Source organism: Burkholderia sp. LMG 13014 (assembly GCF_905232215.1).
Taxonomy (GTDB): domain Bacteria; phylum Pseudomonadota; class Gammaproteobacteria; order Burkholderiales; family Burkholderiaceae; genus Burkholderia.
Genome location: NZ_CAJNKE010000002.1, coordinates 56,264 through 78,498 on the forward strand (window position 1 = coordinate 56,264; position 22,235 = coordinate 78,498).

21 protein-coding genes are annotated in these 22,235 nt (G+C 65.0%); 10 read left to right on the forward strand and 11 right to left on the reverse strand.

The window, feature by feature from the left end; genetic code table 11:
- Window positions 1-28: 28 nt before the first annotated feature.
- Window positions 29-640, reverse strand: a complete 612-nt coding sequence (locus JYJ84_RS00680; RefSeq protein ID WP_175221113.1) for a GNAT family N-acetyltransferase — start codon at window positions 638-640, stop codon at window positions 29-31.
- A gap of 259 nt (window positions 641-899) precedes the next feature.
- Here JYJ84_RS00680 and JYJ84_RS00685 point away from each other — a divergent pair, with 259 nt between their 5' ends.
- Entirely contained in the window at window positions 900-1,847 is a 948-nt protein-coding gene (locus tag JYJ84_RS00685) for a GlxA family transcriptional regulator (RefSeq protein WP_122949931.1), read from the forward strand.
- Between the two features lie 93 nt (window positions 1,848-1,940).
- Here JYJ84_RS00685 and JYJ84_RS00690 read toward each other — a convergent pair whose 3' ends face one another.
- The 6 genes from JYJ84_RS00690 to JYJ84_RS00715 form a co-directional block, all read right to left on the reverse strand.
- On the reverse strand, window positions 1,941-2,423 hold the full coding sequence (locus tag JYJ84_RS00690; protein WP_175221114.1) for a DUF4440 domain-containing protein: 483 nt from the start codon (window positions 2,421-2,423) through the stop codon (window positions 1,941-1,943).
- Between the two features lie 130 nt (window positions 2,424-2,553).
- Window positions 2,554-3,408 (reverse strand): DJ-1/PfpI family protein, encoded by an 855-nt coding sequence (locus tag JYJ84_RS00695; RefSeq protein WP_175221116.1) that lies wholly within the window; start codon window positions 3,406-3,408, stop codon window positions 2,554-2,556.
- Between the two features lie 153 nt (window positions 3,409-3,561).
- Window positions 3,562-4,308, reverse strand: coding sequence for an SDR family oxidoreductase (locus JYJ84_RS00700; RefSeq protein WP_175221212.1), 747 nt, complete (start codon window positions 4,306-4,308; stop codon window positions 3,562-3,564).
- A gap of 218 nt (window positions 4,309-4,526) precedes the next feature.
- The gene (locus JYJ84_RS00705; RefSeq protein ID WP_175221118.1) at window positions 4,527-5,372 is read right to left on the reverse strand and encodes an MBL fold metallo-hydrolase; all 846 of its coding nucleotides are present in this window, start codon (window positions 5,370-5,372) and stop codon (window positions 4,527-4,529) included.
- An 18-nt stretch (window positions 5,373-5,390) separates the two neighbouring features.
- Window positions 5,391-5,717 (reverse strand): hypothetical protein, encoded by a 327-nt coding sequence (locus JYJ84_RS00710; protein ID WP_174962637.1) that lies wholly within the window; start codon window positions 5,715-5,717, stop codon window positions 5,391-5,393.
- A 7-nt stretch (window positions 5,718-5,724) separates the two neighbouring features.
- Complete coding sequence (locus JYJ84_RS00715; RefSeq protein ID WP_175221120.1) at window positions 5,725-6,267, reverse strand: sugar ABC transporter; 543 nt, start codon at window positions 6,265-6,267, stop codon at window positions 5,725-5,727.
- Between the two features lie 166 nt (window positions 6,268-6,433).
- On the opposite strand from JYJ84_RS00715, the gene JYJ84_RS00720 reads away from it, so the two are divergent.
- The 5 genes from JYJ84_RS00720 to pntB all read left to right on the forward strand — a co-directional run bounded on the left by JYJ84_RS00720 (window position 6,434) and on the right by pntB (window position 12,521).
- A complete protein-coding gene (locus tag JYJ84_RS00720) occupies window positions 6,434-7,333 on the forward strand; it encodes a LysR substrate-binding domain-containing protein (RefSeq protein ID WP_175221122.1) in 900 nt (299 codons plus the stop codon).
- 117 nt (window positions 7,334-7,450) lie between these two features.
- Window positions 7,451-8,254, forward strand: coding sequence for a lipid II flippase Amj family protein (locus tag JYJ84_RS00725; RefSeq protein WP_175221125.1), 804 nt, complete (start codon window positions 7,451-7,453; stop codon window positions 8,252-8,254).
- A gap of 405 nt (window positions 8,255-8,659) precedes the next feature.
- Window positions 8,660-9,136 carry a GNAT family N-acetyltransferase gene (locus JYJ84_RS00730; RefSeq protein ID WP_174962631.1) on the forward strand — a complete coding sequence of 159 codons (477 nt, stop codon included), beginning with the start codon at window positions 8,660-8,662 and terminating at the stop codon, window positions 9,134-9,136.
- A 366-nt stretch (window positions 9,137-9,502) separates the two neighbouring features.
- The gene (locus JYJ84_RS00735; RefSeq protein WP_175221127.1) at window positions 9,503-11,095 is read left to right on the forward strand and encodes a Re/Si-specific NAD(P)(+) transhydrogenase subunit alpha; all 1,593 of its coding nucleotides are present in this window, start codon (window positions 9,503-9,505) and stop codon (window positions 11,093-11,095) included.
- A 13-nt stretch (window positions 11,096-11,108) separates the two neighbouring features.
- Window positions 11,109-12,521 carry a Re/Si-specific NAD(P)(+) transhydrogenase subunit beta gene (pntB, locus tag JYJ84_RS00740; RefSeq protein WP_174962627.1) on the forward strand — a complete coding sequence of 471 codons (1,413 nt, stop codon included), beginning with the start codon at window positions 11,109-11,111 and terminating at the stop codon, window positions 12,519-12,521.
- 261 nt (window positions 12,522-12,782) lie between these two features.
- Here the strand turns inward: pntB and JYJ84_RS00745 are convergent, their stop codons facing one another.
- Window positions 12,783-13,406, reverse strand: coding sequence for an ABC transporter ATP-binding protein (locus tag JYJ84_RS00745; protein WP_174962625.1), 624 nt, complete (start codon window positions 13,404-13,406; stop codon window positions 12,783-12,785).
- A gap of 11 nt (window positions 13,407-13,417) precedes the next feature.
- Entirely contained in the window at window positions 13,418-14,644 is a 1,227-nt protein-coding gene (locus tag JYJ84_RS00750) for a hypothetical protein (protein WP_175221129.1), read from the reverse strand.
- Window positions 14,645-14,949: 305 nt separating this feature from the next.
- Here JYJ84_RS00750 and JYJ84_RS00755 point away from each other — a divergent pair, with 305 nt between their 5' ends.
- The 4 genes from JYJ84_RS00755 (at window position 14,950) to JYJ84_RS00770 (ending at window position 19,443) form a co-directional block, all read left to right on the forward strand.
- Window positions 14,950-15,486 carry a tol-pal system YbgF family protein gene (locus JYJ84_RS00755; RefSeq protein WP_240201808.1) on the forward strand — a complete coding sequence of 179 codons (537 nt, stop codon included), beginning with the start codon at window positions 14,950-14,952 and terminating at the stop codon, window positions 15,484-15,486.
- Between the two features lie 99 nt (window positions 15,487-15,585).
- Complete coding sequence (locus tag JYJ84_RS00760; RefSeq protein ID WP_175221131.1) at window positions 15,586-16,035, forward strand: GNAT family N-acetyltransferase; 450 nt, start codon at window positions 15,586-15,588, stop codon at window positions 16,033-16,035.
- 137 nt (window positions 16,036-16,172) lie between these two features.
- Complete coding sequence (locus JYJ84_RS00765; RefSeq protein ID WP_175221133.1) at window positions 16,173-17,594, forward strand: HD domain-containing phosphohydrolase; 1,422 nt, start codon at window positions 16,173-16,175, stop codon at window positions 17,592-17,594.
- Window positions 17,595-17,673: 79 nt separating this feature from the next.
- A complete protein-coding gene (locus JYJ84_RS00770; protein ID WP_175221135.1) occupies window positions 17,674-19,443 on the forward strand; it encodes a histidine kinase in 1,770 nt (589 codons plus the stop codon).
- 47 nt (window positions 19,444-19,490) lie between these two features.
- Here the strand turns inward: JYJ84_RS00770 and JYJ84_RS00775 are convergent, their stop codons facing one another.
- On the reverse strand, window positions 19,491-20,594 hold the full coding sequence (locus tag JYJ84_RS00775) for an alpha/beta fold hydrolase (protein WP_175221138.1): 1,104 nt from the start codon (window positions 20,592-20,594) through the stop codon (window positions 19,491-19,493).
- A gap of 256 nt (window positions 20,595-20,850) precedes the next feature.
- The coding region (locus JYJ84_RS00780; RefSeq protein WP_205189105.1) for a cobalamin biosynthesis protein CobT at window positions 20,851-22,235 on the reverse strand (1,385 nt) is incomplete at its 5' end.

Here is a 22,235-nt window from a genome sequence, read left to right on the forward strand (position 1 = left end):
CGGATCCCGGCCCGGTTGATGTTGGCGGCTAGGCGGTCTGCAACGTGTATTGCGTCAGTCCGGCATATTCCATGCGCGCTTTGACCGACAACCCATGGCGTTCGTAGAACGGGAGATTGCGCGGTTCTCCGGTTTCCAGGGCTATTTTCGCCGACGGATCGATGTCTCCAAGATGTGACAACGTCGCACGGAGAAGCACCGATCCGATGCCTTCGCCTTGCCGAACCGGGGATACGCCGATGAACTCAACCCGGCTGCACGCTGTGCCCGGAGCATTCGCGGCAGGCGTCTCGCGAAGCAAATCGATCCGGCTCAACGATGACGCACCGCAACCGATCGCGATGTCGCGCCCAAGCGCTGCGAGCATGCGGGGCGATTCGTTGCAGGAGGCGGGCGCAAAGTAGCTGACCGCAACGAGATCGTCATTGCGCCAGGCGCCCAAAGCCGGCAGGCATGCATCGTAGTGGTACTTCAGATAGCGCTCGAGATAGTTGGCGCGGCGCTCGTGGAATCCCGGCGTTTCGGAGAACAGGCACCAGCCAAGCGTCGGGTCTTGCTCGAATGCCGAATCGAGCAACGCCAGCGCTGCTTCGAGAAACTGCGATGGCAGCGAGGCCACCTTCAATTCTGTACCGTGCATGTTTGAGGCAACTCGGATGGAAAGTTGCGGGGGGGAACGCGTTGGCGTGATTTGCAGCGTAACGCATGACGCGATTCCTCTGCAGGAAAGGTGCAGGCGCAGCTGAAAAAATTGCGCTGCGTGCTTCGGTTTTCAGCGGCCATACGGACAATCGATCAGCGCGTAAACGACCTTTTTCCCTCATTTCAGGCCAAATGGCGCTATTTGAGGGTTCTCTATAAAATGCGACTTTCCGGGGTTTTCAGTTAGCGACTTCGTCATGCATCGAATCGGATTCTTTGTTTGCCGTGGCTACGATGTGCTTGATCTGGGTGGGCCACTGTCGGCCTTCAACCAGGTTGCCACAGCGGCGGGCCACACGCCCTATGATCTCCATGTCATCTCACAGTCCGGCGGCCCGGTTCCGGGCAATACGGGCCTGTCGATCGAAACCAGGCCTATGGGAAGGCGTACGTTCGACACAGTCGTTTTCGTGGGCGGCGATGTCGATCCGATGCAGACACCCGAGAATATCGCCGCCGCGAGGAAACTGGGCGCGAGAGCCTCGCGGGTGGCAAGCGTGTGTACGGGGGCGTTTCTGCTTGCGGAAACCGGCTTGCTGGACGGCTTGAGAGCGACGACGCACTGGCGATACGCCGCGCAATTGCAGTCGCGCTTCCCGCGCACGAAGGTCGAGGGCGACAGTATCTATATCGAGGAGGGCCGCATCTGGACGTCGGCTGGCATTGCGTCCGGAATCGACCTCGCGCTCGGCATGATTGAACGAGATATGGGCGCGGAGGTTGCGCGCGCGGTCTCCAGGCTCCTGGTTGTTCCGTATCGTCGGCCAGGCGGTCAATCCCAATTCTCCGCGATGTCGCAGATGGAGCCGGAATCGGATCGTATCCGCATCGCGCTGAATTTTGCGAGGGAACATCTGGCCGAAGCGTTGCCTGTCGAGCGGCTCGCCGATGCCGCACGATTGAGTCCGCGACAGTTCGGACGCGCATTTCGCCGGGAAACCGGTGAAACACCTGCCAAGGCGGTCGAACGCTTGCGAGTCGAAGCGGCGAGGCTGCGCCTGCAGGGCGGCAGCGAACCGATCGAACAGATTGCGCTGGCTGTCGGATTCACCGATCCCGAACGGATGCGGCGGGCCTTCATCAAACTGCACGGGCACCCGCCGCAAGCGATTCGACGCGAGAGTCGCTCGAACGGCGCGCGCTGATCGACTGCTGGCCGATCAGCGCAATGCCTGGTCAACGACCGTCGAATGGACTAGCGACGCTTTGGGTCCGTCACTGTCCGTTGCGCCGGATGATCACGGGTTATCCGTTGTGAGCGGAGCGTAGTCGTTCCACATGTCGCGATGCAACTTCCAGGCGCCGCCCTGCTTCAGAAACACGAGGATCTGCTTGCCGCGGTATTTGAGCTTTCCATCGTGGTCGTGGATCTCCGCATCCGAAACCTCCGTCACGACCCGATCGTTACCGTAGAACTCGTAGTTGCTGAACGATACGGTGGCCGGTTTTGATCCGGCGTACCCCTTGGTGAAGTACGCGGTGATCGCGCGGCTCCCCGTGACCTTGTCGCCTCCGGGCGGCAAGAGCGTGCCGTCGTTGGTGTAGAGGCGGCCGATCGTCTCGTAGTCGCCTCGCGCAAAAGCATCCGCCCATCGCGCGTTCTCGGCTTTGATCGCCGCTTCGGGCGGACGTTGCACGCCACCGGCAGTCGCCGGCGCGGCAAACGCGAAAAAGGTGACGCAGGCTGCAAGCGCAGCGGTACACATACGAATTTGTTGCATCGAGTGATTTCCGGTCGTGAATCAAATTGATTTGAGAGGACTACGAAGATTGTCGGATGGAGCAGGCAATGTCGGCTGCGGTAATCATCGAGACCCGAAGATAGCGGTGCTTACATTGCCTGCAAGCGCTTCAACGAACGCCTGGGACGCGTGCGAGCCCCCTGGATGCACCGGGCAGCTTCTTGTCGACCATCGCGACGACCTCCGGCCGCGCATCTCTGGGATGGCCGGAGTGGAACGGCGGCGCGGGATCATATTCGATCGCGAGTTGTGTGAATTCGGCGGCCTGCTGACCGCGCAGCTTCGCTGCCACGCGCAGTGCGAAGTCGATGCCGGCCGTCACGCCGCCGCCGCTCATGAACCGGCCGTTGTCGTCTTCCACGAAGCGATCGGGCACGGGGATCGCGCCATATTCGGCCAGCTTGTTGACGAAGGCCCAATGGCAGGCGCTGCGCTTGCCCTTGAGAACGCCCGTTGCGGCGAGCACGAGCGAGCCGTTGCAAACCGACGTCACGTGTTTGGCGCTTTCTGCCAGACGCCGGATTTGCGCTTGATACGCGGGGCGCATCGGCGCCGACAAATCGGACCCGCCGGGGACCAGGAGCACGTCGGTCTGGTCGATATCGGCCAGCCGTTCAGTCTTGCCGTACACGACGCCGAATTCGAGCGTCACGTTGCCGCCATCGAGGCTCGCGTAGCGAACGTTCGTATTCGGCAGCCGATGGAAAATCTCGCTGGGGCCGGCGAAGTCGAGCAGCGTTCCGCCATCGTAATTGACGATCAGGATATTGAGCGGGTCGTTCGGGGCAAGTGCGCCTGCGCTGCCTTCCTGTGCAAGCGCAGGGGGCGCGTGCCCCAGCAACGCTCCGCCACCCAGGACGGCGCCGAGGGTCGCGACGCCGCCAAACTTGAGAATATCGCGGCGCGAGCGGCCTGTTCGGGTGAGCGGCTGTCCGGAAGCCTGGTTTTCGCTACTGTCGGTCAAGATCGTTTCTCCTTGCACGTCGGCCCCGCTGCGAGTGCAAGCAGGCTGGGCCGGATGGAATAACCGCCGCGACGCAATGCGTGGCGGACGTGAGATCAGGTAGGTGGATGAGCCGGGATGACATGCCGGGCTCTGGAATCGGGCGCCGCAGGCTCAAAGCTGCGAGGCACCGCCATCGACGACCAGCTCGGTGCCGACGACGTACGAGGATTCGTCGCTGGCGAGATAGAGTGCCGCGTAGGCAACGTCGTCGGCATTGCCCAGGCGACCGACCGGAATGGCTTTGGCGAACTCGGCCTTGCGGTCGCGAACCCATTCGTCGGGCATGCCCCACCTGCCGAGCAGCGGCGTGTCGATCGGGCCGGGCGCGATCGCGTTGAAGCGGATTTTCCGGTCGAGAAACTCGTAGGACCAACTGCGGGCAAGCGATCGCACGGCCGCCTTCGCTGCCGCGGTCAACGAGATGCCGTGCTTGCCGGTCTGCGCGACGAACGAGGTATTGAGAATGACCGACGCGCCTGCTCGCAATTCCGGCAGCACCGCCTGAAGCGTGAACACCACGCCCTTGACGTTGATGTCCATGATCTCGTCGTAAAGTGCGTCGTTGATGTCGTTGACTGCGGACGGGAACGCCCAGCCGGCGTTCGCGAACACGACATCCAGGCCACCGAACTTCTCGTTCACCTCAGCGGCAATCGCGCGCATGTCCTCGATCGAACGGACGTCGCCCTTGAGAACGAGCGCATGCTCGCCGAGTTCTGCCTTCACACGTTCGAATGCCGCTGGGTCGCGACCCGTCACCGCGACACGGGCGCCTTCCGCAATGAACAGCTTCGCGGTTGCGAGACCGATGCCACTGGTGCCGCCCGTGATTAACGCCGACTTGTTTTTAAGCCTCATCTTCCACTCCTTTTTTGCGCGTGATGGATCAGGCCAAAGGTTCAAAGCGCGATGGCTTGTGTGCGCTTTCTCCGGCTTGATCTTCCACGGGGAGTATGGGACGGGAAGTGAATGGCTCAAAGGTCGTATAACCCTCAAAAAACGCCAATCAGCTTAAACAGGTGACGAATGCATCCCGGGCTCAGGTGGTGGCATCGAACGTCGGTACACGTGTGGCTTCATCCTTGGTTCTCGTAGCACAACTCATATCCGCCACGCATGCGCTTGATGCGTGCGAACCCGAGTTCCCCCAGATGCATGCCAGCGATCAAAAGCCCCTCCGCGCTGACCTGATCGAGAAGCCGTGACCGCGTCTCGACTGCCAGCGACGCATCGTGATCGAAGGCAATCGATACCTCCGGCCGTTGAACCTGGATATGCGGAAAATGAACCACATCGCCCCACACCAGCAGGCTTTGATCGCGGGATTCGAGCACATATCCGGTGTGCCCGTCGGTGTGTCCCGGCAGCGGCAGCGCGCTGATGCCGGGGAGCACTTGACCTGCGTCGAACAGACGGAGCGTGTCGCCATAGGCACCGAACACCTGGCGCGCTTTGAAGAAGTTACCGCGCGCCCGCTCGCTGGCGCGGCTCAGATTGGCGTCGTCCTGCCAGAACCTGACCTCGCGCCGATGCACCACCAGTTCCGCGTTCGGAAACGCGGCCTGTCCCACGCTATTCACCAGCCCCCCGACGTGATCGGGATGCGCGTGGGTCAGCAGGATGGTGTCGATCGCAGCGGGTTCGATACCGGCAAGCACCAGGTTCGTCTTGAGTTGGCCGCCCCATTGCTTGAACCCGCCCGCGCCCCCGTCGATGAGAACGGTGCGGCCCGCGCCGCGTACGACATAGCAATTGATATGCACGGCGGCGGGCGCTTTCTGTCCGGCTTCATGCTGGATTCTTGACGCGTCGGCCGAATCGATATTCGACAGAAAGTCGAGGCTGGCGGTGAGATATCCATCGCTGATGGCCGTGATCGTGAAATCCCCGACTTGCTGACCGGGAAAGGTAAGGGTGGACATCGTGTTTCTCCGGATCGGCTAGTTGCGGGCGTGAAGGTTCGACGCGGTGTAACCAAAACACCGAATGCGCGCGGTGAGACCGGTGCGGCGAACGATCGCGTGATCCAGCGCTTCCATGAACCGGTTCATGACTGCCGGCGTGCGAGACGTTCCGTCGCGATACCGGATGTCTGCGAAGACGGGATGTCCATGCCCATGCCGAGCTTCCAGAAAAATGACGTGGACGTTCTTGAGCTCCGCCTCGAGCACTTGCGTACAGAGCTCGACGCAGTCGCGCGACAGCTCGGCAAGACTTTCGTCAGCCGGCATCCGGCTCGCATCGATCGAGAAAGTGACGTTCGGCATCGCGGGCTTACTCCTGCGCAGCGGAAAGGGCGCGGGCGCTTGTCAGTTGCGACGTCATCGGCGCGTAAAGGTGAACGCCTGCAGGAAGAGGCTCGACAAGCTGAGCGCGGTGCCGTGGCAGTACCGCGAGCCACCGGCGCTCCGGAAACTTCTCCAGCGCAACGGCCTGCATGGCCAGCGGTTCGAGGCCCAACCGGATCAGCGGATCCGGGCCGCCGGCACACAGCGCGAGGTATTGGCCGTCCTTCACCGCCGGGGCGCAGCCGATATCGCTGTAGAGATTGCGATGCCAGTCGGTGATGTGCTGCTGCCACTTCGCGAAATTGCCGCCGCCTTTCCGGCGATATTCATCGCTGGTCAGGACATCGAGCCCGTCGATCGTGTGGATCGCCAGATAGACGGGGCAACCGCCGCTGATCGCCTTGAACCGCTGCGACGTGTGAAACCCCGTCACCGAGATCAGGGCCGGCAGCTTTTCGAGGCTGTAGAAGTCGTTCCATTCGGCCTCGCTGCCGAGGTCGGCGAAGCTGCATTCCACGGTGTAGATCATCACGTTGTCCTTTGAACAGGATGCACATCCATCTGCGAACCGTCGATGTTCAGTGCGGTAACGTAATGCTAAGCTCGCATTTCCACCCGATAAAACGAAATAAAGTCAGCCTTCAGTGACATTTACTCAAGCTGACGGTAAACACATCCCGACCGGCGAGACACCCATGCCCCGCAAGATCCCAAGCAATTCCGCGCTCCAGGCGTTCGAAGCCGCGGCCCGCCACGGCAGCTTTGCCCGCGCCGCCGAAGAGCTGGCGCGGACGGAGGGTGCCGTCAGCCGTCAGATCGGCCGGCTGGAGGCGTTCCTGGGCGTCACCCTGTTCGAGCGGATCGGCAATCGGGTGCGGCTGGCGCCGAACGGCGCGCGATACGCGGTGCAGGTTCGCGAGATTCTGGATCGGCTGGAACGAGACAGCCTGTACCTGATGGGGCAGCCCATCGAAGGCGCGAGCATCGATATCGCCGCCATTCCCACCTTTGCTACCCGCTGGCTGATCCCCCGGCTGAAGCACTTTCAAGACCGGCATCCGACCATCACCGTGCATATCGCCGAGCGGATGGAACCGTTCCTGCTGGCCGGGAGCGGTTTCGACGCCGCCATTCATTTCGAGCATCCGGCGTGGGCGGGGATGCATCTGCATCCGCTGCTGGAGGAAGTGCTGCTGCCCGTCTGCAGTCCGGCGCTGCTCGCCGGTGCCGGCGCGGACCCGTCGCTGGATGCACTGCCACGTCTGCACCGGCGACAAAACCCGGACGCGTGGCAGGCTTATGCGCAGGAGTCCGGCATCGTGCTGACCAATTCGGCGGTCGGCGCGCGTTACGATCTCCATTCGATGCTGATCGAAGCGGCGCTGGCCGGCCTGGGTGTCGCGCTGGTGCCGCGCCTTTACATCGACGCGGAGCTCGAGCAGGGCCGGCTGGTCGCGCCCTGGCCGGCGGGCAAGTCGATTACGAAAAACTTCTGTCTCGTCCTGCCCGAGCCGATCGAGCTCGCCGATGGGCCGTTGCAGGCATTCGCGACATGGATGCTGAACGAGGCCCCGGGGATTCGCATCGCGCGGTAGCGCCTGACACGCGCCGCCAAACCGTCACCCCTGCGCAGGCGGCCTCACGACGCCGATGCGCCGGGTGCGGGCAGGGCTCGGGTACACTCGTGATCCCGTCACGCACGCGGTACCAGCATGGACAGTCAGCTTTGGATCATCTGCGGGCTTACCTTCGTCATCCATGTGATCGCGACACTGGCGTATGCGGTGCGGATCGCCGGCGTTCGCACGCGTCGCATCGCGTTGTCGTTCTCGTTGTTCGGGATCATCGCGCTGGTGTCCCGAACGGCCAATTCCTTTCAGGGGCCGTTCATCGCGAAACGGGTTGAAATGGACATCGCGCATCGGGTGGGCAGCGGATTGCTGACCGACTTCCGGTGGTTCCTGCTGTCCGCAACCCTGGCAACCATCGCCGGGTCATTCCTGATCCCGATGTTCCAGCGTTATTTCAGTCGCGCCGTCGAACACTTCCAGGCGAACCGCTCGATTCCCCGCCTGCTGCTGCACGCGTGCAGTCGCGCCGGCATCAACTATCTCCGCGTCGGCGCACGACTGCCTTCGAGCCAGAACGTCACGCAATTGACCGCGAACACGGGCGTGTCGTGGCGCGTCATCGCGTTGAACGTTGCCGCGATGGCGATCTGGACGGTCGGCGTGTTCGCCTCGCTGTATGCGGGCTACCTGAAGCCCGAGCTGAGAGTGACATGCGCGAACCTGTCGTCCGTCATCAACGGTTTCGCGACCGTCGTGCTGGCGGTCGTCATCGATCCGCAGGTGTCCGTCATGACCGACGACGTCATCGAAGGGCGGATCTCGGAAAACAGCTTCCGGCGGGCCATCACGACACTCGCGGGCGCGCGCGTGCTCGGCACGTTGTGCGCGCAGGCGCTGCTCGTTCCGGCCGCGCTCGTCATCGTGCGCGTCGCCGAGCTGATCTAGCGCGGCAGGCTTGAACGGCGCGAACGGGCGAGATCGGATCGAGGTGTCGGAATGGCGCGATCCCGGTTCGGATAGCAGCTTGTTCGCGGCCTCGCGCGATGCGCATCGATACGTCGACATGCACGCCGGAGGAGGGTGCGCGCCGTATACGTGCCCATGTCGACGCCGAGCGTGGGTGAGTGTTGCGGGGTTTTACCGGAATACGCCACATCCTCGTTTAAACTCGGTCGCTCGGAATATCCCTGGCGATGCAGCGTGCGTCGCCAGAGCGCGACACATCGCATCGTGCCCGCGAGCGGGGGATGCGCGATGAAACCGATTCCTGCCGCGAGGTCTCGCTGTCGTGGCGTCAAAAAATCAGCAGTCTTGCACAACTCGAACTACGTGCCTCAGGGAGCCAATCGAATGAATTCCCCGGTGATTCGGGCCGCCGTCGCAAAAGACGTGGGAGACATCTACGCGGTACACCGCGACTCGGTCGTCAATCTTTGTGCCGGCCATTACACGCAGCAACAGATCGAAGGCTGGCTGGACGGGCGTGATCCTTCGATGTACCTGGCCGCCATCGCCGATGGCTCGATCTGGGTTGCCGACGACGGCGGGCTCTGCGGCTTCGTCGAGACGGCCGGCGACGAGGTCACCAAGCTGTTCGTCCGTGGCGGTTCTGCGGGCGGCGGCGTTGGCGCCATGCTGCTCGCGCATGCGGTCTCGGAGATCGCGAACGGCGGCCATGCCCGTGCGTATCTCGAAGCCACCACGAACGCCCGGGCTTTCTATGAGCGACACGGGTTCGAGGTCGTCGGGCAGGGGCGTTTTTCGCACGGGCGAAGCCAGGTCGAACTCGAGATCGTGAAGATGGAGCGACGCTTGGCGCAGGTCTAGACGGCGAGTGGGGCGGCTCCGGCGAATGAACGGGAGGTGGCCGGCTCGTCGTGTCCAGACAGGGGATTCATGGATTGAATGCGCGTCGATTCAAAATATAAATTTCGGGAAGACTCTGGCACGGGATATGCTTCGCAGTTCTTATCCGATCGGAACACCGGCCGGGTATTCGTCAGGAAAATCGGACCAGGAGCATGAACCGGGCTGATCTGACAAGACGAACATCTAGAGGATGGATCGTTTGTGCAATCCGCGCGGCAGTGCCAAGCTGCGCGCGAAGCAAAGTCGTACACGGATGGATTGAGTTGGGTGACGTGAAACGCAGGCCGTAATTCCTTGCGACGGCCACTACTGACAGTTCAGGATATGACATTACAGATTGGGGTCCCTCTGGAGACGGCCCACGAGGAGCGGCGCGTAGCGACCGTTCCCGACGTGGTCGAAAAGCTGATCAAGCTCGGGTTCTCGGTGGCCGTGCAAAGCGGTGCCGGCACCGGCGCGAACTTCAGCGACGACGACTACCGTACGGCCGGGGCCGAAGTCGTGCCGACGGCCGCCGATCTATGGGGCCGCAGCGATATCGTTTTCAAGGTGCGCCCGCCGAGCAGCGAGGAAGTCGCGCTGATGCGCGAGGGCGGCACGCTGATCGGCTTCGTCTGGCCGGCCCAGAACCCTGAACTGATGCAGCAGCTGGCCGCGAAGCGGGCCACGGTGCTGGCGATCGATTCGCTGCCGCGCACGCTGTCGCGCGCGCAGAAGATGGATGCCCTTACGTCGATGGCCGGCGTGAGCGGCTACCGCGCCGTCATCGAGGCAGCCCATGCATTCGGCCGTTACTTCAACGGCCAGATCACGGCCGCGGGCAAGGTGCCGCCGGCGAAGGTGTTCATCGCCGGCGCGGGCGTCGCCGGTCTCGCGGCGATCGGCACGGCCGCGGGCCTCGGCGCGATCGTGCGCGCCAACGACACGCGCGCGGAAGTGGCCGACCAGGTCAAGTCGCTGGGCGGCGAATTCGTCAAGGTCGACTACGAGGAAGAAGGCTCGGGCGGCGGCGGCTATGCGAAGGTGATGAGCGAAGGCTTCCAGCAGGCGCAGCGCGCGATGTACGCGCAGCAGGCCAAGGAAGTGGACATCATCATCACCACCGCGCTGATTCCCGGCAAGCCTGCGCCGAAGCTGATCACGGCCGAGATGGTGCAATCGATGAAGCCGGGCAGCGTGATCGTCGACATGGCCGGCGAGCAAGGCGGTAACTGCGAGCTGACGGTGCCGGGCGAGGCGGTGGTGCGTCACGGCGTGACCATCGTCGGCTACACGGATCTCGCGTCGCGCCTGGCAAGGCAGTCGTCGACGCTGTATGCGACCAACCTGCTGCGCGTGGCCGAGGAGCTGTGCAAGGCCAAGGACGGCACGATCAACGTCGACTTCAACGACGACGCGATCCGCGGCCTCACGGTCATCAAGGAAGGCAACGTCACGTGGCCGCCGCCGCCGATCCAGCAGCCGGTCGCCGCAGCGAAGCCCGCGGCGGCGCCGGTCGCGGCAGCCGCATCCAAGGGCCACGGCCACGGCAGCGGCGCACCGATGTCGGCGAAGTCGCTCGCGATCACGTTCGCCGTCGGCGCACTGGCGTTCCTGCTGGTCGGCCAGTTCGCGCCGGCCACGTTCCTGTCGCACTTCACGGTGTTCGTGCTGGCCTGCTTCGTCGGCTACATGGTGATCTGGAACGTCACGCCGTCGCTGCATACGCCGCTGATGAGCGTGACCAACGCGATCTCGTCGATCATCGCGATCGGCGCGCTGGTGCAGGTCGCGCCGCCGTTGGGCGACGCGGCAGCGGAGGGCCGTCCGTCGGGGCTGATCCTGGGCCTGGCGGTGGGCGCGCTGACGCTCACGGCCGTCAACATGTTCGGCGGCTTCGCGGTGACGCGACGCATGCTGGCGATGTTCCGCAAGTAAGGAGACGACCACAATGACTTCCAATCTGACTACCGTCTCCTATATCGGCGCGGCCATCCTCTTCATCCTCAGCCTTGGTGGGCTGGCCAACCCCGAGACCGCGCGCCGCGGCAACCTGCTCGGCATGATCGGCATGCTGATCGCCGTGCTCGCGACCGTGCTCGGCCCGCGTGTGTCGGCCGAGGGCATTCCGTATATCGTGGCGGCACTGGTCGTCGGCGGTGCGGTTGGCCTCTACGCCGCGAAGAAGGTGCAGATGACGCAGATGCCCGAGCTGGTTGCGCTGATGCACAGCCTGGTCGGTCTGGCGGCATGCCTGGTGGGTTTCGCGAGCTATATCGATACGTCGGTGCAGTTCACGGGCGCCGAGCACGCGATCCACGAAGTGGAAATCTATGTCGGTATCCTGATCGGTGCTGTGACTTTCGCGGGCTCGGTCATTGCGTTCGGCAAGCTCTCCGGCAAGATCGGCGGCAAGCCGCTGCTGCTGCCGGCACGGCATTGGTTGAACCTGGCCGGGCTCGTGGTGGTGATCGTGTACGGCCGCGCGTTCCTGCATGCGGAGACGATCCAGGACGGCATGACGCCGCTCATCGTGATGACGGTGGTGTCGCTGCTGTTCGGCGTGCACATGGTGATGGCGATCGGCGGCGCGGACATGCCCGTCGTGGTGTCGATGCTCAACAGCTACTCGGGCTGGGCGGCGGCGGCTACCGGCTTCATGCTCGGCAACGACCTGCTGATCGTGATCGGCGCACTGGTGGGCTCGTCGGGTGCGATCCTGTCGTACATCATGTGCCGCGCGATGAACCGCAACTTCATCAGCGTGATTGCGGGCGGCTTCGGTACGGGCAGCGGTGCGCCTGCAGCGTCGGGGGCGGGTGCGCAGCCGGCCGGCGAAGTGGTGGCGGTGAGCGCGCTGGAGACGGCCGAGCTGCTGCGCGATGCGAAGAGCGTGATCATCGTGCCGGGGTACGGGATGGCCGTGGCGCAAGCCCAGCACACCGTGCACGAACTCACGAAGGTGCTGCGCGAGAAGGGCGTCGACGTGCGTTTCGCGATCCATCCGGTGGCCGGGCGCATGCCGGGGCACATGAACGTGTTGCTGGCCGAGGCGAAGGTGCCTTACGACATCGTGATGGAGATGGACGAGATCAACGGTGACTTCCCGGAAGCCGACGTGTCGATGGTGATCGGCGCGAACGACATCGTGAACCCGGCGGCGCAGGAAGATCCGGGCAGCCCGATCGCCGGCATGCCGGTGCTGGAGGTGTGGAAGGCGAAGACCTCGATCGTGATGAAGCGCAGCATGGCGTCCGGCTATGCGGGCGTCGACAATCCGCTGTTCTACAAGGACAACAACCGGATGCTGTTCGGCGACGCGAAGAAGATGCTGGACGAAGTCTTCGGGGCGTTGAAGGCCTGACGGGGCGCTTGGCCGGGCACGTGCGCGGGTCGCACGATAACCGGCTGAGGTGTCGGGCAGTCGGTTGATCGGGGCCCGGCACCCCGGACATGCGCATCGAGGCGATCACGGAAGTGCGGGGCGGGATGGTCCGTTTTGCACTTCCTTCCTTCCGTCCGTCCTTCCGGAAATTGACGGCGATCGATTGTCGGCGCGCAGATCCTCGTCCGTACAGCCGCCACACCCGATCCATCCCCGTGACGGAGTCGGCGACGATACCGTCTATCCAGCGAATCCAAGCTCGGCAAAACTCGTGATCCTTGCGTCGCACGCGCGTGCCAGTGCCGGATCGTGACTCGAAAAAAAGACGGCCCGGTCTTTAGCCAACGTCTTGAACAGATCGATCAGCACCGCACGCGACGCAGCATCGAGCCCGTTGCCCGGTTCGTCGGCGATCACGACGGTGGGTGTGCCGAGCGTCGTCGCCGTCAGGAACAGTTTCTTGCGCGTGCCGAGCGACATCTGCTCGAAACGCTTCTCCATATGCGGTGCCAGCCCGAATCGATCCGCCAGTTCGAGCGTGCGGGTATCGACAGCCGTCTTCTTGGCCGCCGCCACGAGGTCGAGAAATTCACGACCGGTCTGGAACGGATACGCCAGGCAATCGTCGGGCACGTACGCCAGTGCGGATTTCGCATCGAGCGGCGCGGTGCGCAGCGAATGGCCGCCGAGCCACACCTCGCCTTCGTCCGGGTCAAGGGTGCCGGCGAGAATGGCGAGCAACGTCGATTTGCCACTACCGTTTTCGTCGCATAGCGCGACACATCCGGCACCGGATGCGTAGTGGAGTCCTTGGAAGATGACGCGCTTGTCGTAGCGCTTGCCGAGATTGTCGAAGCGGAGCATGGATCGGTCGATCAAACGAAAATTGGCCAGGTGAGCGTGACCCAGATCACGGTCAGCAGGACGCCCAGCAACACGGATTGTCGGGGCGCGTAGCGTTGCGGCAGATAGTGTAATGCGAGGAGCGGTGCGCCCGAGCACACCAGCGCCGCCGCCATCTGCCATGACAGCACGCCGTGCAGCGCCAGCAACAGCGGTGCGATCGCGGCGAACGGCAGCGCCAGTGCGGCAACGGTCAGCCAGTCGGCTCGGCGCTTCGCAAAGGCCGACAGCGGCAGCGACCGCATGAAGTGAGCCGCACGCAGGTGAGCCGCACGCACATCGCGATAGGTCGTCGCCGCAATCAGTGCGATGACGGCCTGCGCCATCAGCGTCAGCGGAACCGCGCGCTTGTCGAAACCCCAGAGTGCGAGCAGGAAGCATGTCGCGACGGCGACCGCACCCATCATCACGCAGCGTCCGACGGTGCTCGCGGCACGGTCCCGCAGGATGCCGATTTGCAGCCCGGCGATGGGCGAAAGCCCATTCCGCGCACGGGCGCGGATGGCATGCGTGACGCGACGCGTGCATGCGCCCGGTGTTCTCGACCGGGCGGACGACGCGCCGGCGGTATGCGCAATCGTGAACGCTGCGAGCAACAATGCCACGATCAGCAACACCGGACGTAACGCGCCCTCGGCATGAAAGCCGCCGACGAGGAAGGCATTGGCAACGGTCAACGCGATTGCGTTGCGGATATTGCGCGACAGCGCGGTCAGTTGCCATCCCAGCGTAATCAGGAACAGGTCGAGCACGAACAGGTAGTTGACCGCCTTCTGCGGCACAAAGGCGAGTGCGATGGCGGCCGCAAGTACGGGCAGCAACAGTGGCGTACTCGCGATGATCACGACGAGGGTGTCGACGAAACGACGGCGGCTGTCGGGGACTGGCAAAGACGCCAGGAAGGTGACGAACGGCCCTCCGGTGATCGCGGTACGCTGCGCCAAGACCCACACGATGCCCACGGCTTCGAGCAGGTGCACCCACGCGAACCGCCATTCGATGCCATGCGACGGCGCCAGCGCTGCGAGTACGGGCGCGCCCAGGATGCGTGTCTGCGAAAACACCGGCATCGCCGGCAGCAGCAACATGGCCAGCAGGAGCAGTGCCTGCCAATGCCTGCGCAGCAGGCTGGACGTCGCGAGCGCGTACCACCTCAGTCGGCAAGACAACATCGCTTCCAGCTCCCTTTTACCGAGCAAACGAACCCGGCATCCTGCCACGACGGTCGCCGCGCCACAACCTCACCCGTCTTCGATGGGCGTGTCGACAGGCATGAGATCGTCGGGCCGTATGAAAAACCTCGCCGCACATGGCCGCAACGGCCGTGCAAACGGGCGGGCCGCGGCAGCTCAAGGCATCCGTCAGCGTAGCATCCGGATCCGAGTCTTGTCGGGCCCGTGAGCAAGACTCCGGCGCCGATCATTCGGCAGACGCCGGACAGGTACGCCAAAAGTCGAGACGCGTGCGTCATACGGCTCGGGTATGCTGGATGAATGCCGGCCGGGTGAACGCGCAGGACGGCAAAACTGCACACAATCGCCGCGATCGTATCGCAACCACCGGCCGCACCGGGCCGATTTCAACTCCGGAACAGGGACTCGACATGGCAGAACTGGACAACGCGCTGTACGAACGGATCGGCGCGCTGAGCGACGCGGGCGATGCATTGATGGAAGAGGGCGACTACGCAGGCGCGCTGGAGAAATTCTGGGCGGGTTTCGACCTGCTTCCCGAACCCAAGACCAATTGGGAAGCCGGAACCTGGTTGATGGCCGCCATCGGCGACGCGAATTTCTATCAAGAGGACTACGCGGCCGGACGCGACAATCTCGGCGAGGCGATGCATTTCCCCAACGCGATCGGCAACCCGTTCCTGCACCTGCGGCTCGGCCAATGCCAGTTCGAACTCGGCAATCTCGATCGCGCGGCCGACGAGCTGATGCGCGCCTACATGGGCGGCGGGCCGGAGCTGTTCGAGGACGAGGACGGCAAGTACCTGCGATTCCTGGCGACGCGGGCGGAAGGTATCGAGACGCCCTGACGCATGCCCGCATGCCCGCCCGCCGGCCCGCGTCGCGAGAAGGCTTCGACGCCCGCGCCGCGATCCCGGGCGTTTTCTTCGCATGAGCACAACCTGCCCATGAACCTGACCTTTCCTCTCGCCACCCCGACCGACGCCGAAACGCTGGTCGCGATCCGCATCGCCGCGATGCGCGACAGCCTCGAGCGTATCGGCCGCTTCGATCCCCAGCGTGCGCGCGAACGCTTTCTCGCGTCGTTCGACCCGGCGCTATGCCGCTTCATCGAAGCCGAGGGTTCGAACGCGGGATTTTTCGTGGTTCGCCCGCAGGAAGACCACTGGCTGCTCGACCATCTGTACATCGCACCCGGGCATCAGGGAAAGGGCATCGGCGCGGCCGTGCTGCGCAGGATCTTTGACGAGGCGGATGAGAAGCGCGTGCCCGTCCGCGTCGGCGCGCTGCGCGGCAGCGCTTCGAACCGCTTCTATATGCGGCACGGCTTCGTGCAGACCGACGAAGCGGAGTGGGACATCTACTACGTGCGCGAACCGGGTTCGGCGACCGGGTAGATCGCATACGGCCACGCACTGCGGCGACGCATTCGCGGTGCGGTCCGGGTGAGCGCGTCAGCGTTTTCCCGGATACGGAATGCGCGGCGCCGGCCGTTGATGCAGAGAGACTATAAATACGTGATCCGAGGCCCATCATGACGACATCTGCAACAAACGGACCGAATGCGGTATCGCCTGAAACGACCGGGGCGGCAACGACCTCCGACGATGCGGGTGGCGTACCGTCGATCCTGCTGGTCGACGATGAGCCGAGCGTGCTGTCGGCGCTCAGGCGCGTGTTCCGGCCCGCGGGTTACGCGATCCTGACCGCGGAAAGCGGCGAGGCCGCCCTCGAGATACTGGCGTCGACCGAAGTCGACCTGATCGTGTCCGACATGCGGATGCCGGGCATGAGCGGCGCGGAGTTCCTGGCCCGTGCACGGGCGCGCTACCCGGATACGATGCGCATCCTGCTGACGGGCTATGCGGAGATCGCGTCGGTCGTGCAGGCCGTCAACGATGGCGGCGTGTATCGCTACCTGAACAAGCCGTGGGACGATCACGACCTGCTGCTGACCATCGAACACGCGCTGGAGCAGCGGCACCTGCGGCGCGAAGCGGCCCGGCTGGCCGCGCTGACGGAAGCACAGAACGAAGCGCTGCGCCGTTTCAACACGGAACTCGAGACGCAGGTTCGTGCGCGCACGGAGGAGCTCGGCCAGACCGTGCTGTTCCTCGAAGCCGCGCAACGCGACCTGAAAAGCAGTTTCACCGCGATGGTCCAGGTCTGCGCGAGCATGATCGAGATGCGCTGCGGGTCCGCCAGCGGTCACGCGATGCGGGTCGGCGAGATTGCGCGGCGGCTCGCGCTGGCATCCGGGATGAGCGAGCTGCATGCGCAGGACGTCTATTTCGCGGGGCTGCTGCACGGCATCGGCAAGTTGTCGCTGCCGGACGAATTGCTGCGCAAGCCGCTCGCGAAAATGACGGCCGAAGAGCACAGCCTGTTCCAGCAGCATCCGCTGCGCGCGCAGATGGTGCTGACGCCGGTCGCGCAACTGCACAAGGTCGCGTCGATCGTGCTGCACCAGTACGAACGCTTCAACGGACGCGGCACGCCGGAGGGGCTGGCGGGCGACTCGATCCCGCTCGGCTCGCGGATCGTGGCGATCGTGCGCGACTTCGAAGGGCTGCGCAACGGCGACATCGGTGCGCCGCATTCGGTCGAGCAGGCGATCGACGCGTTGCGCTCGCAGGCCGGCGTGCGTTACGACCCGCGGATCGTCGACCGCCTGAGCGAGTTGCTGCGGGACCCGGCGAGTCTCGGTATCGCGGCGTCGGTCGCCGAGATCAAGTCCGCGCAGCTGCGCGAAGGGATGCAGCTCGCCGACGATCTGCGCACGCATCGCGGCGTGCTGCTGATGACCAAGGGCAGCGTGATGTCGGCGCACCAGATCGAGCTCGTGCGCCGCTTCGAGACGCGCGAGGGGACGCCGTTCGACATCCTCGTACTGGCCGGCCAGGCCGCGGCGAAACCGGTGCCGAACGCGCCGAATGCGGGCACGGCCCCTGCCTGAGCGCGGACGCGCGGCCTGATGGCCGCGGTGCGCGATCGCGCGCCGCGGCGACGCACTCACCTCGATTCGGGCGCTCATCATGTACGGCACCTACAATCTCCCGCTCGTCCTGCTGTCGCTCGCGATCGCGACGCTGGCCTCCTATACGACACTCGACCTGGCCGCCTTCATTTCGCTGCTCGACAATCCGAAGCTCAAGCGTGCGTGGCTGGGCGGCGGCGCGGCGGCGATGGGTACCGGCATCTGGTCGATGCATTTCGTCGGCATGCTCGCGTTCTCGCTACCGATTCCGCTCGGCTACGCATTGTCGGATACCGGCGCGTCGCTGGCGATTGCCGTGCTCGTGTCGTACTTCGCGCTTACGGTCGTCACGCGCGCGCGGCTGGGCTGGTGGCGGCTGCTCGCGGGCGGCACGCTGATGGGCGGCGGGATCGCCGGCATGCATTACGCGGGGATGGCCGCGCTGCGCATGCAGCCCGGCATTCGCTACGATGCGGCGTTGTTCGCCGCGTCGATCGGGATCGCGGTGATCGCGTCGACGGCCGCGTTGTGGATCGCACAGGCGCTGCGCGTGCAGCAGGCGCGCCATGCGACCGCCCAGCGGGTCGGCGCGGCCTTCGTGATGGGCATCGCCATTACCGGCATGCACTACACGGCAATGGCGGCCGCGCATTTCGCGCCGGACGCGCGGTGCGGAGCCGCGAACGGGGTCGACACGCCGTGGCTCGCGACGACCGTCGCGCTGTTTACGACGGGGACACTGGTCGTCACTTTGTTGTTGAGCCGATTCGATGCGCGCACAACCTTCCTGCGCGGGATGACCGATACGCTCGAGCGGCTCGTGCGCTTGCGCACCGTCGAACTGGAGCGCGCGCTGCACCGCTACGAACAGACGACGGCGATGCTGCAGCGGACGCGCGAGAACATGGCGACCGAGATCGACGAACGCAAGGCCGCGCAGGCGCGGCTCGAACAGGAGAAGGAGGAGCAGCGGCGCCTGTTGCAGGCGCTCGAGGAAACCCACGTGCAGTTGCTGCAGTCGGAAAAACTCGCGTCGATCGGCCAGCTCGCGGCCGGTGTCGCGCACGAGATCAATAATCCGATCGGCTTCGTCAGCGCGAACCTCAATACGCTGAAGACCTGGGTACGCAGTCTGCTCGACGTGATCGCGGCGCATGAAGCCGCGCTGCCGCAGCTCGCCCCGGCCACGCGCGACGCGCTGACGGCGATGGGCCGCGCGGCGGATCTGGACTATGTGCGCGACGAGATCGTGACGCTGATCGACGAATCGATCGACGGCGCGCTGCGCGTGCGGCGCATCGTGCAGGACCTGCGCGATTTCTCGCGTCCGGCCAGCGGCGAGTGGAGCGTGGTCGATCTTCGCGCGGGCCTGGAAAGCACGCTCAACGTCGTCCACAACGAACTCAAGTACAAGGCCGAGATCGTGCGCGATTACGGCGACGTGCCGCAGGTCGAATGCCTGCCGTCGCAGTTGAACCAGGTCTTCATGAACCTGCTGGTGAATGCGGCGCATGCGATTCCCGAGCGCGGCGTGATCACCATCCGCACGTCGAGCGACGGCGAACAGGTGTCGATCGCGATCAGCGACACCGGAACGGGCATGACGCCCGACGTCGTCCGGCGGATCTTCGATCCGTTCTTCACGACGAAGCCGGTCGGGCAGGGCACCGGGCTGGGCTTGTCGGTATCGCACGGCATCGTCGAGCGCCATCGCGGCACCATCGACGTGACGAGCGAGCCCGGGCGCGGCACGACGTTCTGCGTCCGGATTCCGATCCGGCGGGCCGGCGATCGTGCGAACGCGGCAGCGCTGGAGCAACGGGCGTGATCGTTTGACCGCCCCGTGCGCCACCGGCCGGCGCGGTTGTCACGCGGTCATCGCAGTTGCTTGCGGCGTTGGCGACGAAAGAATTGCCAGAACATCGCGGTGGCGTCCGGTCCCGTGGCGGAGTGAAACGGCTCGTGCGGATCGCCGCCGCTCCATGCATGCGGCAGCCGGCGGACGATGCAGACCCTGACGACGAGCCTTCCGGCCTTGAGATAGTCGATGTAGTCGGCGTCGTCGCGCGCATGGATGCGTTGTTCGCCAACGCGCATCGCGCCATGTTCGTCGACGAGCCGGTTGAGCCGTGCGAACGCGATGCCGAGCTGCGTCGCGTTCCGGTCGGTCACGACCGTATCGAGTGCGCCATGCATGACGAGGACCGGCATGCCGGGATAGGACGCGACGTCGGCGCAGGATTCGACCATGCGTATTGGGTCGTCGCGGAGGCCTCGACGCATCAGGTTCATCGCCATCATTGACGACGACGGCGGTGCGATGGCGGGGCCGGAGTGCAGGCCGACTGCCGCGAATCGATCGGGATACCGTATTGCCAGTGCCGCGGCGAGCCCTGCACCGGCGGACATGCCGGCCACGTAGATCCGGTCGCGGTCGAAGCCGTGCTGTTGCACGATTGCGTCGACCAGCGACGCGACGGCTGCGGCTTCGGACTGTATCGCGTCGCCATGCCAGTGCCAGCAGCGATGCGCATGGGCCGTCTTGGCTTGCTCCGGAAACAGCACGGCGAACCCCGAGCGCTCGGCGAGACGGCACACGCGCGTGCCCGCGGCAAACGATTCGGCACTTTGCTTGCAGCCGTGCAGCATGACGACGGCCGGCATGCCGGCTGTCGTCGCCGTCGCGGCGGGGAGATACAGCGCGTAGGCAAGGTGGTTCACGTAGCGGCCGGCACTCGGGCCGGCGGAATGAAACGAGCGGAGCCACGTGCCGGGCGCCTTGTTCGTCGCTGCGCGGGCGGGATGCGCGGTGCCCGCGTGTCTGGCGCTACGAACGGTGACGGCTGGCCGGGCGGCAGGCTTGATCGCCCGCTTGGTGGTGGGGCGCGGCTTGCGCGTGCGCTTCGCCGGGCGCGTGCCGGTGGCGATGGCAAGCAGTTCGAGATGCCGTAACCAGAGGCTGGCTTTTTTCCTGGGCATGTGCAGTTTCGCGCCGGCGGCCGACCGTGGCAGGAAGATGCGGCCGAATCCGCTGTCGAGTTGAAAATCGAAATGGGACGCGGAGCAAGATTCGTGCTGCCGGCCGCGTGCGCATTGAACCGGTTGAGCGGTCGAATGCAACGGAAAGCGCGATTCTGCCTCACCGTGGCGATTCGAGTCTGCCATCGACGATGCTAATCGTCCGATGTGACGTTGCTGCGAATGGGCGGCTGCTTCTATCCTGTCGCGCGCAGGGCTAACGCCGATCGAGCAGCGTATCGCTCAGCACACTGAACGCCGCGCCCGGCAGCTCGTGCAGATGCTCGACCACGCTGCTGACCGGATAGAACGCGTCGACCGAATCGTCGAGGATCCCGACGCCGATCAGTTCGACGCGCCGCGCGCGCAGCGCATCGACGCGTGCGCGCAGGTCGGTGCGCAGGATCGCCGGGTTGCCGTCGCCGGTCGCCGGGTAGCCGTCCGACAGCACCATCAGGATCCGCCGCCGCGCCCGCTTTGCCAGCAGCCGCTCGGCGGCCCAGCTCAACGCCTCGCCGTCGGGATTCTCATGGCCGCATTCGATGCAGGCGAGGCCGCTCGGGTGGTCGGAATCGAACCGCTTGTAGATGCGCAGGTCGAGCCGTTCGACGAACCGGTTATAGCCGAACGTGTCGCGGCCGGCGTCGATCCAGCGCTGGTAGTGCGTGCGCATCGCGGCATCTTCGACGGAGCTGTAGCCGAGCACTTCGCACGCGAAGCCGAGTTGCGTCAGCGCATCGCACAGCGCCGCCGTGCACAGCCTGGCGAGCTCGATCTTCTTGCCGGCCATCGACCCGCTGCAATCGATCAGCAGGCTCACGGCGGTGTCGCGTCCCGGTGCCGCGCGCCGGACGCGGAACGGCGTGCGATAGCCGGGAGAGGTGACGAGGCGCGCGAGCGACGTCCGGTCGAGCTCGCCGCGTTCCTGTTCGCGCTTCCAGCGCGTCTGCTCGTCCACTTTCAACGCGCGTTCGAGTCGCAGCTTGAGTGGTTCGGTTTGCGCGCGGGCGGCGCTTCGCAGGCGGTGCCAGCGAGCCGGTTCGCCTTGGCCGGTAAAGTCCGTCACCGTGTCGAACGCGGTGGTCAGCGGGACCGACAGCAGCGGCCGGTTGTCCGCGGACAAGCGGATCGTGCCGGGCGTCGCATCGCCTGGCGTTGGCGCTGCCGCCGACGATTCCGTGTCGGCGATCGCACCGGCACTCGATTCGGCCGAAACCGGCCCACGTGTGTCGTCTGCCGCGCCCGGTCCGTCGGAGTCGAATTCGGCGGCGACGCTGTCGCTGTCGATCGTGCTGCCCGGATCGGCCGTGAACATCATGTTGTTCGCACCGGCCGACGCCAGCGCACGTACACGTTCGACGATCCGGTACGCGGCGCGGATGCTGTCGGCCGTCGAGGTCGCGGCGCGCGCTTCGTCGACGAGATCGTCCGACGCGGCCATCGTCGCGTCGAGCGACGGCACGCGCTCGAGGGAGGATGGCGGTTCGTCCCATAGCGCACGCTCGATGCGCCACACCAGCCTGTCGCGCCACGCGATCCGTGGCCACCGGCGGAGCGTGTCGGCGGCTGATGCCGCCCGCATCCGCCGCAGGAACGTCATCG

Coding starts and splice junctions, on each gene's coding strand:
- JYJ84_RS00680 (WP_175221113.1), bottom strand. CDS start 640: ATGCACGGTACAGAATTGAAGGTGGCCTCGCTGCCATCGCAGTTTCTC.
- JYJ84_RS00685 (WP_122949931.1), top strand. CDS start 900: ATGCATCGAATCGGATTCTTTGTTTGCCGTGGCTACGATGTGCTTGAT.
- JYJ84_RS00690 (WP_175221114.1), bottom strand. CDS start 2,423: ATGCAACAAATTCGTATGTGTACCGCTGCGCTTGCAGCCTGCGTCACC.
- JYJ84_RS00700 (WP_175221212.1), bottom strand. CDS start 4,308: ATGAGGCTTAAAAACAAGTCGGCGTTAATCACGGGCGGCACCAGTGGC.
- JYJ84_RS00705 (WP_175221118.1), bottom strand. CDS start 5,372: ATGTCCACCCTTACCTTTCCCGGTCAGCAAGTCGGGGATTTCACGATC.
- JYJ84_RS00710 (WP_174962637.1), bottom strand. CDS start 5,717: ATGCCGAACGTCACTTTCTCGATCGATGCGAGCCGGATGCCGGCTGAC.
- JYJ84_RS00715 (WP_175221120.1), bottom strand. CDS start 6,267: ATGATCTACACCGTGGAATGCAGCTTCGCCGACCTCGGCAGCGAGGCC.
- JYJ84_RS00720 (WP_175221122.1), top strand. CDS start 6,434: ATGCCCCGCAAGATCCCAAGCAATTCCGCGCTCCAGGCGTTCGAAGCC.
- JYJ84_RS00725 (WP_175221125.1), top strand. CDS start 7,451: ATGGACAGTCAGCTTTGGATCATCTGCGGGCTTACCTTCGTCATCCAT.
- JYJ84_RS00730 (WP_174962631.1), top strand. CDS start 8,660: ATGAATTCCCCGGTGATTCGGGCCGCCGTCGCAAAAGACGTGGGAGAC.
- JYJ84_RS00735 (WP_175221127.1), top strand. CDS start 9,503: ATGACATTACAGATTGGGGTCCCTCTGGAGACGGCCCACGAGGAGCGG.
- pntB (WP_174962627.1), top strand. CDS start 11,109: ATGACTTCCAATCTGACTACCGTCTCCTATATCGGCGCGGCCATCCTC.
- JYJ84_RS00745 (WP_174962625.1), bottom strand. CDS start 13,406: ATGCTCCGCTTCGACAATCTCGGCAAGCGCTACGACAAGCGCGTCATC.
- JYJ84_RS00760 (WP_175221131.1), top strand. CDS start 15,586: ATGAACCTGACCTTTCCTCTCGCCACCCCGACCGACGCCGAAACGCTG.
- JYJ84_RS00765 (WP_175221133.1), top strand. CDS start 16,173: ATGACGACATCTGCAACAAACGGACCGAATGCGGTATCGCCTGAAACG.
- JYJ84_RS00770 (WP_175221135.1), top strand. CDS start 17,674: ATGTACGGCACCTACAATCTCCCGCTCGTCCTGCTGTCGCTCGCGATC.
- JYJ84_RS00775 (WP_175221138.1), bottom strand. CDS start 20,594: ATGCCCAGGAAAAAAGCCAGCCTCTGGTTACGGCATCTCGAACTGCTT.